12 protein-coding genes and 2 pseudogenes are annotated in these 14,307 nt (G+C 63.7%); 8 read left to right on the forward strand and 6 right to left on the reverse strand.

The window, feature by feature from the left end; translation table 11 throughout:
• Positions 1 to 11: 11 nt before the first annotated feature.
• Together hemA and ASD99_RS35400 are read left to right on the forward strand one after the other, a co-directional pair.
• Positions 12 to 1,283, forward strand: a pseudogene (gene hemA / locus ASD99_RS06830) (5-aminolevulinate synthase); the annotation flags it as partial.
• Positions 1,276 to 1,473 (forward strand): annotated as a pseudogene (locus ASD99_RS35400) (5-aminolevulinate synthase); the annotation flags it as partial. The pseudogenes hemA and ASD99_RS35400, both read left to right, overlap by 8 nt.
• Before the next feature lie 150 nt (positions 1,474 to 1,623).
• Here ASD99_RS35400 and ASD99_RS06835 read toward each other — a convergent pair.
• Together ASD99_RS06835 and mscL are read right to left on the reverse strand one after the other, a co-directional pair.
• Positions 1,624 to 2,790 carry a pyridoxal phosphate-dependent aminotransferase gene (locus ASD99_RS06835; RefSeq protein ID WP_056588263.1) on the reverse strand — a complete coding sequence of 389 codons (1,167 nt, stop codon included), beginning with the start codon at positions 2,788 to 2,790 and terminating at the stop codon, positions 1,624 to 1,626.
• Between the two features lie 110 nt (positions 2,791 to 2,900).
• The gene (mscL, locus tag ASD99_RS06840) at positions 2,901 to 3,323 is read right to left on the reverse strand and encodes a large conductance mechanosensitive channel protein MscL (protein WP_056588266.1); all 423 of its coding nucleotides are present in this window, start codon (positions 3,321 to 3,323) and stop codon (positions 2,901 to 2,903) included.
• A gap of 357 nt (positions 3,324 to 3,680) precedes the next feature.
• On the opposite strand from mscL, the gene ASD99_RS06845 reads away from it, so the two are divergent.
• On the forward strand, positions 3,681 to 7,169 hold the full coding sequence (locus tag ASD99_RS06845; RefSeq protein ID WP_057143104.1) for a PAS domain-containing hybrid sensor histidine kinase/response regulator: 3,489 nt from the start codon (positions 3,681 to 3,683) through the stop codon (positions 7,167 to 7,169).
• 3 nt (positions 7,170 to 7,172) lie between these two features.
• Here ASD99_RS06845 and ASD99_RS06850 read toward each other — a convergent pair whose 3' ends face one another.
• Together ASD99_RS06850 and ASD99_RS06855 are read right to left on the reverse strand one after the other, a co-directional pair.
• The gene (locus ASD99_RS06850; protein WP_057143105.1) at positions 7,173 to 7,832 is read right to left on the reverse strand and encodes a response regulator transcription factor; all 660 of its coding nucleotides are present in this window, start codon (positions 7,830 to 7,832) and stop codon (positions 7,173 to 7,175) included.
• Between the two features lie 124 nt (positions 7,833 to 7,956).
• Positions 7,957 to 8,385, reverse strand: a complete 429-nt coding sequence (locus tag ASD99_RS06855; protein ID WP_056588273.1) for a hypothetical protein — start codon at positions 8,383 to 8,385, stop codon at positions 7,957 to 7,959.
• Positions 8,386 to 8,492: 107 nt separating this feature from the next.
• Here ASD99_RS06855 and ASD99_RS06860 point away from each other — a divergent pair, with 107 nt between their 5' ends.
• Both ASD99_RS06860 and ASD99_RS06865 read left to right on the forward strand, forming a co-directional pair.
• Positions 8,493 to 8,843: a DUF952 domain-containing protein gene (locus ASD99_RS06860; RefSeq protein ID WP_057143106.1), complete on the forward strand. Its 351-nt coding sequence runs from the start codon at positions 8,493 to 8,495 to the stop codon at positions 8,841 to 8,843.
• On the forward strand, positions 8,840 to 9,919 hold the full coding sequence (locus tag ASD99_RS06865; protein WP_057143107.1) for a quinone-dependent dihydroorotate dehydrogenase: 1,080 nt from the start codon (positions 8,840 to 8,842) through the stop codon (positions 9,917 to 9,919). Before ASD99_RS06860 ends, ASD99_RS06865 begins: the two co-directional genes overlap by 4 nt.
• On the opposite strand, the gene ASD99_RS06870 is transcribed toward ASD99_RS06865, so the two are convergent.
• Positions 9,912 to 11,252, reverse strand: coding sequence for an MATE family efflux transporter (locus ASD99_RS06870; RefSeq protein WP_056588278.1), 1,341 nt, complete (start codon positions 11,250 to 11,252; stop codon positions 9,912 to 9,914). The two genes, ASD99_RS06865 and ASD99_RS06870, sit on opposite strands and share 8 nt — an antisense overlap.
• Before the next feature lie 133 nt (positions 11,253 to 11,385).
• On the opposite strand from ASD99_RS06870, the gene ASD99_RS06875 reads away from it, so the two are divergent.
• The gene (locus ASD99_RS06875) at positions 11,386 to 12,291 is read left to right on the forward strand and encodes a histone deacetylase (RefSeq protein WP_057143108.1); all 906 of its coding nucleotides are present in this window, start codon (positions 11,386 to 11,388) and stop codon (positions 12,289 to 12,291) included.
• On the opposite strand, the gene ASD99_RS06880 is transcribed toward ASD99_RS06875, so the two are convergent.
• Positions 12,292 to 12,555 carry a DUF6460 domain-containing protein gene (locus tag ASD99_RS06880; RefSeq protein WP_056588280.1) on the reverse strand — a complete coding sequence of 88 codons (264 nt, stop codon included), beginning with the start codon at positions 12,553 to 12,555 and terminating at the stop codon, positions 12,292 to 12,294.
• Positions 12,556 to 12,841: 286 nt separating this feature from the next.
• Between ASD99_RS06880 and ASD99_RS06885 the strand changes: the two genes are divergently transcribed.
• Together ASD99_RS06885 and ASD99_RS06890 are read left to right on the forward strand one after the other, a co-directional pair.
• Entirely contained in the window at positions 12,842 to 13,831 is a 990-nt protein-coding gene (locus ASD99_RS06885; RefSeq protein WP_200950972.1) for a glycosyltransferase family 2 protein, read from the forward strand.
• A 74-nt stretch (positions 13,832 to 13,905) separates the two neighbouring features.
• On the forward strand, positions 13,906 to 14,307 hold the full coding sequence (locus ASD99_RS06890; RefSeq protein ID WP_244497647.1) for a GtrA family protein: 402 nt from the start codon (positions 13,906 to 13,908) through the stop codon (positions 14,305 to 14,307).

Here is a 14,307-nt window from a genome sequence, read left to right on the forward strand (position 1 = left end):
GGGAAGTCGACATGAATTATCAGCGGTTCTTCGAGGAAGCGATCGACCAGCTCCATGCCGAGCGTCGCTATCGCGTTTTCGCCGACCTCGAGCGCATCGCGGGCAAGTTTCCGCGCGCCATCTGGCGTTCCAACGGCCGCGCCGAGGAAATCACCGTCTGGTGCTCCAACGATTATCTCGGCATGGGCCAGCATCCCGACGTCATCGCCGCGTTCCAGAATGCGGCCGGCAAGATGGGTTCGGGCGCCGGCGGCACCCGCAACATTTCCGGCACCAGCAACCCGCTGGTCGAGCTCGAACTCGAGCTTGCCGATCTGCACGACAAGGAAGCGGCACTCGTCTTCACCTCCGGCTTTGTCTCCAACGAAGCCTCGATCTCGACCATCGCGCGGCTTTTGCCCAACTGCCTGATCATCTCGGACGAATTGAACCACGCCTCGATGATCGAAGGCGTGCGGCGCTCGGGCGCCGAGAAGAAGATCTTCCGCCACAATGATGTCGCGCATCTGGAAAGCCTGCTGCAGGCGGCGGGCCGTGAACGCGCCAAGCTGATCGTCTTCGAAAGCGTCTATTCGATGGATGGCGACATCGCGCCGATCAGGCAGATCGTCGAGCTCGCTGAACGCTACAACGCCATGACCTATATCGACGAGGTCCATGCCGTCGGCATGTACGGGCCGCGCGGTGGCGGCATCACCGAGCGCGAGGGCCTGGCCGACCGTATCGACATCATCGAGGGCACGCTGGCCAAGGCGTTCGGCACGCTGGGCGGATACATCACCGGCACCAGCGCAGTCATCGACGCCGTGCGCTCCTATGCGCCGGGTTTCATCTTCACCACGGCGCTGCCGCCGGCGATTGCCGCCGCCACCACCGCGTCGATCCGCCATCTCAAGCGCTCGCAGGCCGAGCGCGATGCCCAGCAGCAGCAGGTGACGCGAACCAAGCAGATACTTTCGGCCGCCGGCCTGCCCGTGATGGACTCGCCGACCCACATCGTGCCGCTGCTGGTCGGCGATCCGGAGGCCTGCAAGATGGCCAGCGACCGCCTGCTCGGCGTGCACGGCATCTACATCCAGCCGATCAACTACCCGACGGTGCCGCGCGGCACCGAGCGGCTGCGCATCACGCCGACGCCGTTCCACTCCGATGCACTGATCGCCGAGTTGCAGGACGCGCTGGTCGAGACCTGGGATGCACTCGGCATTCCCTATGGCTCCGCCGGTCGGCCATCCGTCGCCAAGAGCGACCGGATCATTCCCCTGCTGGTGCCACCCGACGGTGCCGCGCGGCACCGAGCGGCTGCGCATCACGCCGACGCCGTTCCACTCCGATGCACTGATCGCCGAGTTGCAGGATGCGCTGGTCGAGACCTGGGATGCACTCGGCATTCCCTATGGCTCCGCCGGTCGGCCATCCGTCGCCAAGAGCGACCGGATCATTCCCCTGCTGGTGCCTAAGTCAGGCGGCTGAAGCCCGTTTGAAAATCTACTCCGACGCCCATCTGACGTAGGTTTCTGCGCTTCCGGTGCTCACGGACCTGAATTTCCGCTGCGCTTCGGTTCTCGAAACCACGCCTGCTGACTCGCCGGAGCGATTTTCAATTCGGGCTTCGTCAGCGGCTCAGACATTCTTCATCCATTTCGCCAGCCGGTGCGCCGCTTCCTCTATCTGGTCGAGCCGGCGATGGAAGCACAGCCTAAGGAAGGCTTCGCCGCCAGGACCGAAGGCGGTGCCGGGCGCCAGGCCGACATTGGCCTTGTCGACGATGTCGAAGGCGGCAGTGCGTGAATCGGTAATGCCGTCGACGGTGAAGAAAAGATAGAATGCACCTTGCGGCACGGTGAACCGGGCGCGGCCTGTGGCGCCGAGAATGCCGCAGACCAGATCGCGTGCCTTGCGCGCCCGCTCCACTTGTTCGGCAACGAAGGCGTCACCCTCATCAAGGGCGGCGACGGCGCCGCGCTGCATGAACTGGGCGACGCCGGAGTTGGAATACTGGATCAGGTTCTCAAACACCTGCTGCAGGGCGGGGTGGGTCTTGATCCAGCCGACGCGCCAGCCAGTCATCGCCCAGTTCTTGGAAAAACTATTGACGAACAGGATGCGGTCTTCCGCCATGGCGATGTCGAGGAAGGACGGCGCACGGCCATGGCTGTAGTGGAACAGCGAATAGATCTCGTCGGCGATGATCCAGAGGTTCTTCGCACGCGCAAGATCGAGAATCGCCTGCAAGGTCTCGTGATCGGCGGTCCAGCCAGTCGGGTTCGACGGCGTGTTGATAAACAGCGCTTTTGTACGCGGCGTGATCGCCGCCGCGATCTTCTCGACGTCACAGGACCAGCCATTGCCGGAATGATCGAGCGTGACCGCCACCGGAACGGCTCCCGATATCCCTGCTGCGGCATCGAAATTCGGCCAGGCCGGCGACAGATAGACAACCTCGTCGCCGGCACCGGCGAGCGCGTCGAGCGCCAGTTGGATGGCATGCATGCCGGAACCGGTGACGATGAATTGCTCCTCGGGAAACGTCTTGCCGAAATGCCTGGCATAGTAGCGGGAAAGCGCTTGCCTGAGATCGGGGATGCCCTTCTGCCAGGTGTAGAACGTCTCGCCGCTGGCCAGCGCCTTCGACGCGGCATCGGTGATGAACGAAGGCGTCGGCAAGTCGCCCTCGCCGGCCCAGAGCGGGATCATGCCTTCGCGCAGGCGGCCGTAATTGACGACGGCGACAATGCCGCTTTCGGGCGCGGCGCGGGCTTCGGCGCGCAAGCTGTCGATCAAAGTCATGGGCGGTCCGTTCCGATCTCGGGCATTGATCCGCGCTCCTTACCAGATGCGAAAACAGAAAACCCCGGCCGCGAACGACCGGGGTTTTGGTCCAGAAGAACCTGATCTGTCTATCTCTTGGCGAGCAAGTCGCGAATTTCCGTGAGCAACGCGACGTCGGCGGGCGGCGGAGCGGCTGGTGCAGCCGGCTTCTCGCGTTCAAGCCGCTTGCGCATATTGTTCACCGCCTTGACCATCAGGAAGATGATGAAAGCGAGAATAAGGAAGTTCAACGCGACAGTGATGAAGCTGCCATACGCGAAAACAGCGCCTTGCTTTTTGGCGTCCGCCAGCGAGGTGGCGTTGACGGCCGAGGAGAGCCCCAGGAAATAGTTGTTGAAGTCCAAGCCGCCGAAAATCGCGCCGACGATCGGCATGATGATGTCATTGACAAGGGAATCGACGATCTTGCCGAAGGCCGCGCCGATGATGACGCCGACCGCAAGGTCCATCACATTGCCCTTGGAAATGAATTCCTGGAATTCTTTCAGCATTCGACCCTCCTTGTCATGACCGGCCGAACTGCCGCTTCCGTCCTTGCGGGCAATCGACCTGAGGCAACATAACAGAAACCTGCGGTTGCAACATCGGCAAAAAGGAGAAAGCGACCGGTTTCTCCTTACCTGGCGGCAGTCCCCAAAGTGCTTCACGCTGAAACGGATTTACGCGCCGCGCTTTGGGTCTTTTGTTTTGCGCATGTCGTTGCCCCAAAACCGCTGCGCACTTTTGGGCGACATGCATCAGAATTCGCGGCCTTCATGCGCCCAAAGCCGTGATGGACTCGGAAGCCAAGCTGTGATTGCGTCTGGACAAGCCGGGTTGAAATTCGGCACAGGGAGGATACTGCCGGCGTGCAGGGCTTGTTCATCGTCATCATCGCGATCGCCTATGTGACGCTGCTGTTCGCCATCGCCAGCCTGGGCGACCGCCGCTCGGCTATTTCCGAGCCGAGCCGAGGGCGGCCCTTCATCTACGCGCTCAGTCTCGCGATCTACTGCACGTCCTGGACCTTCTTCGGCTCGGTCGGCCTCTCTTCCGAGCGCGGCCTCGAATTCCTCGGCATCTATACCGGCCCGGTGCTGGTCTTCGTGTTCGGCTTTCCGCTGCTCAACCGCATCGTGCGGTTGGCCAAGACCGAGAAGATCACCTCGATCGCCGACTTCCTCGGCGCACGCTACGGCAAGAGCTTCACTGTGGCGGCGATCGCCACGCTCATCGCCACCATTGGCGCGGTGCCCTATATCGCGCTGCAGTTGAAGGCGATCTCCGGTTCGGTCAGCCTGATGGTCGAGCACTATACGGGATCGCCGCCCTCCTTCGATCCCTTCGTCAGCGACATCTCGCTGGTCGTCGCCATGCTGCTGGCGCTGTTTGCGGTGCTGTTCGGCACACGCCACGCCGACGCCACCGAACACCAGGACGGGCTGGTGCTGGCGGTGGCCGTCGAAACCATGGTCAAGCTTGCCGCCTTCCTGGCCATCGGCCTGATGGTCACCTTCCTGATCTTTGGCGGACCGAGCGACATGTTCGACAATCTCGCCCAGAACGCACAGGTTCGGCAGGCGATGAGCTACAACACCTCGCTCGCCACCTGGCTGGTGCTGACCGGCCTCAGCGGCTTTGCCATCATCATGCTGCCGCGGCAGTTCTATGTCACCATCGTCGAGAACCGTGGCGAGGCCGAACTGCGCACCGCGACATGGGTGTTTCCGCTCTACCTCGTGGCGATCAACCTGTTCGTGCTGCCGATCGCCTTTGCCGGCCTGTCGCTGGTCGGCACCGGAACCAGCAGCGATCTCTACGTGCTGTCGCTGCCCTTGTTCAGCGGTCATGATGTGCTGGCGATGGCGGCTTTCATCGGCGGGCTGTCGGCGGCGACGGCGATGGTGATCGTCGAGAGCGTGGCGCTGTCGATCATGATCTCCAACGACCTCGTCATTCCGCTGTTCGTGCGCCGCCTGCTCAAGACCTCGACATCCGAGAACCAAGACTGGTCGACGCTCATCCTCAATGTGCGGCGAGGAGCGATCTTCATCCTTTTGTTCATCGCCTTCCTCTATTACCGCGAGAGCACCAACAGCGCGCGCCTGTCGTCGATCGGCCTGATGTCGTTCGCCGCCATCGCGCAGTTCGCGCCCGCCCTGATCGGCGGGCTGATCTGGCGCGGCGCCAATGGCCGGGGCGCAGCACTCGGCATGGTCGCCGGCATCCTCGTCTGGGGTTACACGCTGCTGTTTCCATCGCTTGCCGCCCCCGATACCGAAATCATCGTGCACGGGCTGTTCGGCTTCGAGGCATTGCGGCCGCAGGCTCTGTTCGGCACCGCCGCCGAACCGCTGAACCACGGCGTGTTGTGGAGCCTGTCGATCAACGCGGTGTTCTTTGTGCTCGGTTCCCTCTCCCGCGCATCGGTGCCGTTGGAGCGCATCCAGGCGTCGATCTTCGTGCCGCGCGATGCCGGCCCGATGCCCAGCCTGCGCCGCTTCCGAACCGCCATCACCGTCAACGACCTCAAGGACACGATCGGGCGCTATCTCGGCGTCGAGCGCACCGAGCGCTCTTTCCAGTCTTTCGAAAAGACCAACGGCACCTCGCTGCACGGCAACGAGCAGGCGAGCATGGACGTCATCCGCTTTTCCGAGCAATTGCTGGCCAGCGCCGTCGGTTCGTCTTCGGCGCGGTTGATCCTGTCGCTGCTGTTTCGGCGCCATGACCGCGAATCCAGGGATGCCTTCCGCTTGCTCGACGACGCCACCGAGGCGCTGCAGCACAACCGCGACCTGCTGCAGATCGCGCTCGACCAGATGGAGCAAGGCATCACCGTCTTTGATCGCGATTTCCGCCTGATCTGCTGGAACCGCCAGTACCGGGCCCTGTTCGACCTGCCCGACGAGATGGGCCAGGTCGGCGTCTCGCTCGACAGCATCCTGCGCCATCTCTCGGAGCGCGGCGACATTCCGGCGGAGCAGCGCGTGGCCATGCTCAACCGGCTGACCAGCTTCGTCAGCCCATGGCAGATGGAGCTGAAGACCAGCGGACGCATCCTGGAACTGCGGTCCAACCCGATGCCAGACGGCGGCATCGTCGCCACCTATGCCGACATTTCCGGACGCGTCGAGCAGGACCTGGCGCTGAAGCGGGCCAATGAATCGCTGGAGCAGCGCGTCAAGACTCGCACCATCGAGCTGACCCGCGTCAACGAGGAACTGGCGCAGGCGCAGATGCTGGCCGAGGAGGCCAATCTCGGCAAGACGCGGTTCCTCGCCGCCGCCGGCCACGACATCCTGCAGCCGCTGAACGCTGCCAGGCTCTATTGCTCGTCGCTGATCGAGAAAGCCGGCAAGGGGCCCGCCGGCAAGGCGGCGGTCAACATCGAATCCTCGCTGGAATCGGTCGAGACCATTCTCGGCGCCGTGCTCGACATCTCCCGCCTCGACGCCGGCGCGATGAAGCCGGACGATACCGCCTTCAATCTCGACGGACTGCTGCGCCAGATCGGCAACGACTTCCGGCCGCTGGCCGCCGAAAAGAAACTCGAGCTGACGATCATGCCGTCATCGCTGACGGTGACGACCGACCGCAACCTGTTGCGGCGCCTGATCCAGAACCTCGTCTCCAACGCCATCAAATACACGCGCCACGGCCGCGTGCTGGTTGGCGTCAGGCGGCGCGGCGAACTGGCCGAGATCCAGGTGATCGACACCGGCATCGGCATCGCCGGCGACAAGCTGAACACAGTCTTTCACGAATTCACCCGGCTGGACGAAGGTGCGCGCGAGGCCGAGGGCCTCGGTCTCGGCCTCTCCATCGTCGACCGCATCGCCCGGGTGTTGCGCCTGGAGATCCGGATCTTTTCCAATCCGGGCAAGGGCACGCGCTTTTCCGTCATCCTGCCGGTCGCGGCAGTACAGGAGCCGCGGCGCGAGATCGAAACCAAAACTCCGGCCCGCGCGACCGCCTCGCTGGCCGGGCTGCACGTGCTGTGCATCGACAACGACACCCGTATCCTCGAAGGCATGCGGCTCCTGCTCGAAGGCTGGGGCTGCGATGTCGACACCGTGTCCGGCTCAAGGGATCTGGAGAGTGGCGCGATGCATCGCCCGGACATCGTCCTTGCCGACTATCATCTCGACGGCGAAACCGGTCTCGAACTCATCGTCAGGCTGCGCGCGATCCATGGCGACAATCTGCCAGCCGTGCTGGTCACCGCCGACCGCTCCAACGAGGTGCGCACGGCCGCGGGCGGGCTCGAGATCGCGGTGATCAACAAGCCACTCAAACCAGCGGTGCTGCGCTCGATGATGGCCAGGGTCAGGCCGCTGGCATCGGCGGCCGAATAGAGTTCAATCCGCTGCCCGCAACGGGTCGCTGCCGATCTTGGACAGGAGGATCACCGCCTGGGTGCGGCTGTCGACGCCGAGCTTCTGCAGGATGGCGGAGACATGCGCCTTTATGGTGGCCTCGGAGACGCCGAGTTCATAGGCGATCTGCTTGTTGAGCAGGCCTTCGGCCAGCATGCCGAGCACGCGGGTCTGCTGCGGCGTCAACGCCTGCAGGCGCTTGATCAGGTCGGATATTTCGGGATCGCGTTCGACGCCGAGATCGACGCCGACCGGTGCTGCAATGTCGCCGGCAAGCACCGACTGCACGGCGCTGCGGATCTCCTCCATGCTGGCCGATTTGGAGATGAAGCCAGAAGCGCCGAGATCGAGCGCCCGCCTGATGGTCGCCGGATCGTCATGCGCCGACACCACGACCAGCGGCACCGCCGGATGGATGCCACGCAGCGAGATCAGGCCGGAGAGCCCGCTGGCGCCCGGCATCGACAGGTCGAGCAGCACCAGATCGATATCCTCGTTGGCCACGACCAGCGCCTTGGCGCTCTCGAAATCGCCGGCCTCGTGGATGGCGGCGACATTGCCGATGCCGGCGAGCGCTTCGCGTAGCGCACCGCGAAACAGCGGGTGATCGTCGGCGATGACGAAAGAATAGCCGGCCGGCAAATGTCCCTCCCCGAATCCCCCGATGATTTTTGCTCTTTTCGGGATCAGTTGGACGATTATGAGGGGCTGCGCGCTGTTTTCAAGCGGCAAAGCCAGCGCGCCGCGTTTTCCCTACTTTGGGTGCTCAGGTCTTCTGCGAATTGAGCTGGGCGCCGTTGTCCTTGTCCATATCCTTGACGATGCCCATGAAGCCACGCAAGAACCGCTCCATGTAGCTCATGGTCTTGTTGAAATCCTCCTCGCTCGGCAATTTCGATTCAAGGCGGGCGGAGAGCGAATTCTCGAGCTTGGTGACGCGCTCGTCCATTGCCTTCATCGAGGTCTGGAGGCGGTCGACCTCATCCTGGAAAGCGGCGCGTTCGTCGGCCGCCATCTTGCAGACGAGTTGGCCGGAGCGTTCCTCGCAGATCGACATGGCGCCGGTCTGCGTATCCATCCGGACATAGCCGTTATCAGACTTTTCCAGCCGATAGCGGTCGGTTTCTTCCGAATAGGCTGAAGCCGCGACCAGCGAAACGAGCGCGGCGGGGATCAAGATGTGCTGCAGACGCATGTTGTCCTCCATGGCCAAGGCCTGAAATATCGCATGTTTGCGCCGGAAATGGGGAAGACCCTTGGCGTGACCTTTCCCGCGTGGCTGGTTCGGACTATAGCGCAACCATGTCTCAGATTATCTACAAGATAACCCCGCAAGCGCCTTGGCGCGAGGCCGAAACACATGGCCGCTTCACCGGTGCGCCGATTGATGTCGTCGACGGCTTCATCCATTTCTCCACGGCGGCGCAGGTCAAGGAAACCGCGGCAAAGCACTTTGCCGGCCAGACCGGCCTTCTGTTGGTCGCCATCGACGGGACCAGCCTGGGCGCCGCGCTGAAATACGAGGTCTCGCGCGGCGGCGCGCTGTTTCCGCATCTCTATGGCGTGCTGGACCTGAAAGCGGTGCTGTGGGTCCGACCGCTGCCGCTTGGCGCCGATGGGGTGCACCAGTTCCCCGCACTGGAGGGGCAATGAGCGTGCTCGACCGGCTTGGCCAGAAGCTGCTGTTCACATTCGATCCGGAAACCGCCCATGGCATGTCGATCGCGGCGCTGCGATGCGGCCTGCCGGTCGGCGCGCGGAAAACGTTCGACGCACGGCTTAAGGTGACGGTCAGCGGCCTCGAGTTTCCGAACCCGCTCGGCATGGCGGCGGGCTACGACAAGAATGCCGAAGTGCCCGACGCTTTGCTTGGCCTTGGTTTCGGCTTTGCCGAGGTCGGCACGATCACGCCGCTGCCGCAGGCCGGCAATCCGAAGCCGCGCATTTTCCGGCTGACGGCGGATGAAGCGGTGATCAACCGGCTGGGCTTCAACAATGAAGGCCATGCGGCCGCCGAAAAGCGCCTGGCCGCACGCAAGGGGCGCTCCGGCATCATCGGCGTCAATATCGGCGCCAACAAGGACAGCAGCGACCGCATCGGCGACTATGAGCGCGGTGTCGCCCGGTTTGCGCAATACGCCAGCTATCTCACCGTCAATATCTCCTCGCCCAACACGCCGGGCCTGCGCAACATGCAGGCGCGCGAGCAGCTTGGCGAACTTTTGTCGCGTGTCATGGCCGCGCGCGCCACGACAACGGCACAGCTGCCCGTCTTCCTCAAGATCGCGCCGGATCTGGTCGAGGCGGAGCTGGAGGACATCGCCGCCGAGGTCACCGAGAAGCGGATCGAGGGTGTCATCGTCTCCAACACCACCATCTCCCGACCGCCGCTGCGCAGCGGCAGCACCGCGCGCGAGACCGGCGGGCTCTCGGGCAAGCCCTTGTTCGAACGCTCAACCATCGTGCTGGCGAAGATGCGCAAGCTGCTTGGCCCGGACCGCGCCATCATCGGCGTCGGCGGCGTCGACTCCACCGACACGGCACTGGAAAAGATCCGCGCGGGCGCTGATCTCATCCAGCTCTACACCAGCATGATCTATGCCGGACCGGCACTGCCGGGCCGGATTGTCGCCGGGATGGCACGCTTTGCCGACACGGAACGGCTCAGATCCATTCGCGAGCTGCGCGACAGCCATCTCGATCGATGGGCAATGAGGCCGCTTAGCTGAACGCCGTTTGCATCCGCAGCCGCAGAATGGTGAGCAGGCTGAAGCCTCGCACCAGCAGGAAGACGTGTAGCGCCGCCCACAGACCATTGTTGCCGAAAGCGGGCGCCAAAGTGAGCAGCGCGGCGCTGAAGGCGAGGAACGACAAAAGCATCATGTTGCGCATATCGCGCGACCAAGTGGCGCCGATGAAGACGCCATCCATCTGGAACGCCAGCACACCGCTCAGCGCGGTGAATGCCGCCCACGGCAGGTAGATGTCGGCCACCGAGCGGACCTCCTGCGACGTCGTCACGAGGGCGACCAGACCGGCGCCGCCCAGCAGCAGCACGAGGGTGGCGGCCCCCGCCAGCCCAAAACCCCAGAACAGCGTCAGCCGTATCGCCTGCCGGAACGGTGCGGCGGCACGCGCACCGACGGCACGGCCCGCCAGCTGTTCGGCGGCGGTGGCGAAGCCGTCGAGGAAATAGCCGGCGACGAGAAAGAAATTCATCAGCACGGCGTTGGCGGCCAGCGTCACCGTGCCGAACTGCGCGCCCTGGCGGGTGAACAGCGCGAAGGCGGCGAGCAGCGAGAACGAGCGGATCATGATGTCGCGGTTGAGCGACAGCATGCGCAGGAAGGCGGCCATGTCGAGCAGCCTATGGCGCGGCAAGGACGGGGCCGCCCGGAACCGGCGGATCACGATCGCCAGGCCGAGCAGCATGGCAAGGAATTCGCCGGTGACGGTTGCCCAGGCGACGCCGGCGACGCCCCAGCCAAGCTTTAGGCCAAGCAGAAAGCAGAGCGCGATGTTGATGCCGTTCAGCACCAGCTGCAGCATCAGCCCGAGCCCGCCCTCGCCGCGCCCCAGAACGTAGCCAAGGATGGCGTAGTTGATCAGCGAAAAGGGTGCAGCGAGCAGCCTGATCCTGATGTAGACGCCCATAGCCTCGCTGACGCGCGGTTCGGCGCCCATGAACTTCTGCCCGGCAATGGCGACCAGCGGCGCAAGCGCCGCGAGCACGATGCCGGCGACGACCGCGATCAGCACGGCGCGCCAGAACACCGCCTGTTCCTCCAGGGCGTCGCCGCGCCCGAACGCTTGGGCGACGAGCCCGGTGGTGCCTGAGCGCAGGAAATTGAAGGTGGTGAAGACGACGTCGAAGATCAGTGCCCCCGCCGCCAGGCCGCCGAGCAGGGCGGCATCGCCGAACTGGCCAACGACAGCCGTATCGACCAGGCCGAGCATCGGCGTCGTCAGATAGGCAAGCGTCATCGGCACCGCGATGGTGAGCACGGAACGGTTGGTGACGACAAAGGATCTGGCGTCGGCTGGGATTGCACCCTTGTTCAAAGGATTGCTGCCTTGCTGTTTGCGGCTTGATCGAACAGCCGGTGTGCCCCATTTTCCGGCCACCGCGCAATCACTCATCCCGTGACGGCCAACCGAAATCCCCGGTCTGGCGCGAGGCCGTCGGATCCAGTTCATGCCCTTGCAGATCGTCCATCATCCCGACTACGACGCCGGCTTCCCCACCAACCATCGCTTTCCGATGAGCAAATATCCGCTGCTGATGGACGCGTTGCGCGCACGCGGACTTGCCGGCCCCGACACGCTCAACACCGCCGAGCCGGCGCCGGCGTCATGGCTGAGCCTTGCCCATGCGGCGGACTATGTCGACCAGGTCATCAGCTGCTGCGTGCCCGAAAGGATCGAGCGAGAGATCGGTTTTCCGATCGAGCCCCGCGTCTCGCTGCGCGCGCAGTTTGCCACCGGCGGCACGGTGCTGGCGGCGCGGCTTGCCTTGCGCCACGGCATTGCGTGCAACACCGCCGGCGGCAGCCATCATGCCCGGCGCGCGCAAGGTGCGGGCTTCTGCACCTTCAACGATGTCGCCGTCGCCGCGCTGGTCTTGCTCGCGGAAGGCTCGGCACAAAACATCCTGGTCGTCGATCTCGACGTGCATCAGGGCGACGGCACGGCGGATATTCTCGCTGATGATCCGCGCGTGTTCACCTTTTCCATGCATGGCGACCGCAACTACCCCGTGCGCAAGATCGCCTCCGACCTCGATGTCGCGCTGCCCGATGGCACGGGTGACGCCGCTTACATGGAGAGGCTCGCCGCGATCCTGCCGGACCTGTCCGCCCAAGCCCATTGGGACATCGTGTTCTACAATGCCGGCGTCGACGTCCATGCCGAGGACCGGCTTGGCAGGCTCTCACTATCGGATGACGGCCTGCGCACCCGCGACGAAACGGTCATCCGCCACTTTCGCACGCAGGGCATTCCGGTCTGCGGCGTCATCGGCGGTGGTTATTCCACGGACGTGCCCGCGCTTGCCGCGCGCCATGCCATCCTGTTCGAGGTGGCCTCGGGCCACGCCCGATAGCTACTTGCGGTAGTTGGCGATCCTGAGCAGGATGAAAGCCGGCACGACGATGGCCGCGCCCAGCAAGATATAGCCAAGGAAACGGTCGATGGCGTGGAAGCCCAGATTCCACAGGTCAATGAAGAACTTCTGGATGCCGTAGAACACATCCATCGGCGACCAGCCGAAGGCATTCATGACCAGGCCGACGAGGAAAGACACGACCAGCAGTTTCAGGATCACCTTGAGCGGCGAGTCGCCGAGAAAGCGCGTCAGTGCGGACAAGGCCCGTCTCCAGATTGAGGTACCCAGACTCGAGGGCGACGGCCCAGACATACGCACTTGGGTTGCCGGCTTCAAGCCGACAGTTTGCTGGATGCCGAAGGCCTCCACCGAGCGATTGCATGGCGTGGCCACAAGCAGGCCCAAGCGCATAGCGGACCGCGGGCCGACGACCGCGGCCGATCCCGCTGGCTTATCTGTTTTCTAACCAATTGCCGCTATTTCCAATCGAATAGCGGGAGCAAGGCTTTTGGTGGAGACGGAGAAAAACACCGCGCGACGCGCCGTCATGCTGTCGGTGGTCGTCCCATGCTACAATGAGCTGGGCGGGGTGGCCGAACTGCATCGGCGGGTGACGGCCGCATGCCTGGAACAGGGTCCTTCCTACGAGATCGTCCTTGTCATCGATGGCGCGACGGACGGCACGCGCGAGGCCATTTTCCAGCTGGCCGAAAAGGACGACCATATCGTCGCTATCGATCTTGCCCGCAATTACGGCCACCAGATCGCGTTGAGCGCGGGGCTCGAATTCTGTCGCGGCCAGCGCATTCTCATTCTCGATGCCGATCTGCAGGATCCGCCTGAACTGCTCGGCGCGATGATGACGAAGATGAACGAAGGCTTCGATGTCGTTTACGGCCAGAGGCTGACGCGCGACGGCGAAAGCTGGTTCAAGCTCGCTTCCGCCTCGATGTTCTACCGCTTGCTGCGCCGGCTGGTCGACGTCGACATAGCCCCGAATACCGGTGATTTCCGGCTGATGAGCCGCCGCGCGCTCGACCATCTGAACGAGATGCCCGAACGCTACAGGTTCATTCGCGGCATGGTGAGCTGGATCGGGCTGAAACAGGTGGCTCTCCCCTATGAACGGCACCGGCGCTTTGCCGGCACCACGCACTATCCCCTGAAGAAAATGGTTCTTCTGGCGGTCGATGCGATGACCAGCTTCTCCATCGTACCCTTGCGGTTCGCCTCGCTGCTCGGAATGACGTTCGGGCTTCTGGGGCTGGTCGTGCTCGGCTACACCCTGTTCGAGTGGTCGGTTGGAAACGTCTTACCCGGCTGGACCAGCCTTGCCGCGATCGTGCTGATCCTCGGCAGCGTCCAGCTTATGGTGCTTGGCATCTTCGGCGAGTATCTCGGGCGCATGTACATGGAGACAAAGCGGCGGCCGCTCTACTTCGTCAACGAGATCGTTTCGCGCAGCCAGGCAACCGGGGACAAGGAACTGCCCGTCCATCGCCTGCAGGAGATGGCAAAGAGGGCCGCGCGTGGTTGAGGCGAAGGTCGACCGGGCGTAGCGGGAACGGCATGGGCAGGATGCGATCGGCTCTTCCGTCTGATTTCTCGCGGATGCTGCGATTTGGTGCCGTCGGGCTCCTCAACACGGCGCTCGGATATACGCTCATTCTGGTAGGGCTGGCGCTGGGCCTCGGCGATATCGCCTCCAACGCGGCGGGCTATGCCGCCGGCCTCACCCTCGGTTTCTTCCTCAACCGCCAATGGACGTTCAGCCGTGCCGGTGGCTTTCGCCCAGGCGCGATCGTGCGATACGCGATCACCTTCCTTATCGCCTACGGTGCCAACCTGGGCGTCGTGGTCACCGCCATGTCTGCCGGCTACATCGAAAACCCGTTTGTCCATCTGGCGGGAAACTGCCTTTACTCGGTCATCTTCTATGTCGGCTCGGCTCGTTTCGTGTTCGTCGGCGGCCCCGATGATCCCGATTCCTTGACCGGAATGAACGCGAAGTGA

The organism is Mesorhizobium sp. Root695 (genome assembly GCF_001428185.1).
GTDB lineage: Bacteria > Pseudomonadota > Alphaproteobacteria > Rhizobiales > Rhizobiaceae > Mesorhizobium.

Excerpts from the sequence above, each read along its gene's own strand:
- ASD99_RS06835 (WP_056588263.1), bottom strand. The coding sequence starts at position 2,790 with ATGACTTTGATCGACAGCTTGCGCGCCGAAGCCCGCGCCGCGCCCGAA.
- mscL (WP_056588266.1), bottom strand. The coding sequence starts at position 3,323 with ATGCTGAAAGAATTCCAGGAATTCATTTCCAAGGGCAATGTGATGGAC.
- ASD99_RS06855 (WP_056588273.1), bottom strand. The coding sequence starts at position 8,385 with ATGCGTCTGCAGCACATCTTGATCCCCGCCGCGCTCGTTTCGCTGGTC.
- ASD99_RS06860 (WP_057143106.1), top strand. The coding sequence starts at position 8,493 with ATGTCTCAGATTATCTACAAGATAACCCCGCAAGCGCCTTGGCGCGAG.
- ASD99_RS06865 (WP_057143107.1), top strand. The coding sequence starts at position 8,840 with ATGAGCGTGCTCGACCGGCTTGGCCAGAAGCTGCTGTTCACATTCGAT.
- ASD99_RS06875 (WP_057143108.1), top strand. The coding sequence starts at position 11,386 with ATGCCCTTGCAGATCGTCCATCATCCCGACTACGACGCCGGCTTCCCC.
- ASD99_RS06885 (WP_200950972.1), top strand. The coding sequence starts at position 12,842 with ATGCTGTCGGTGGTCGTCCCATGCTACAATGAGCTGGGCGGGGTGGCC.
- ASD99_RS06890 (WP_244497647.1), top strand. The coding sequence starts at position 13,906 with ATGCTGCGATTTGGTGCCGTCGGGCTCCTCAACACGGCGCTCGGATAT.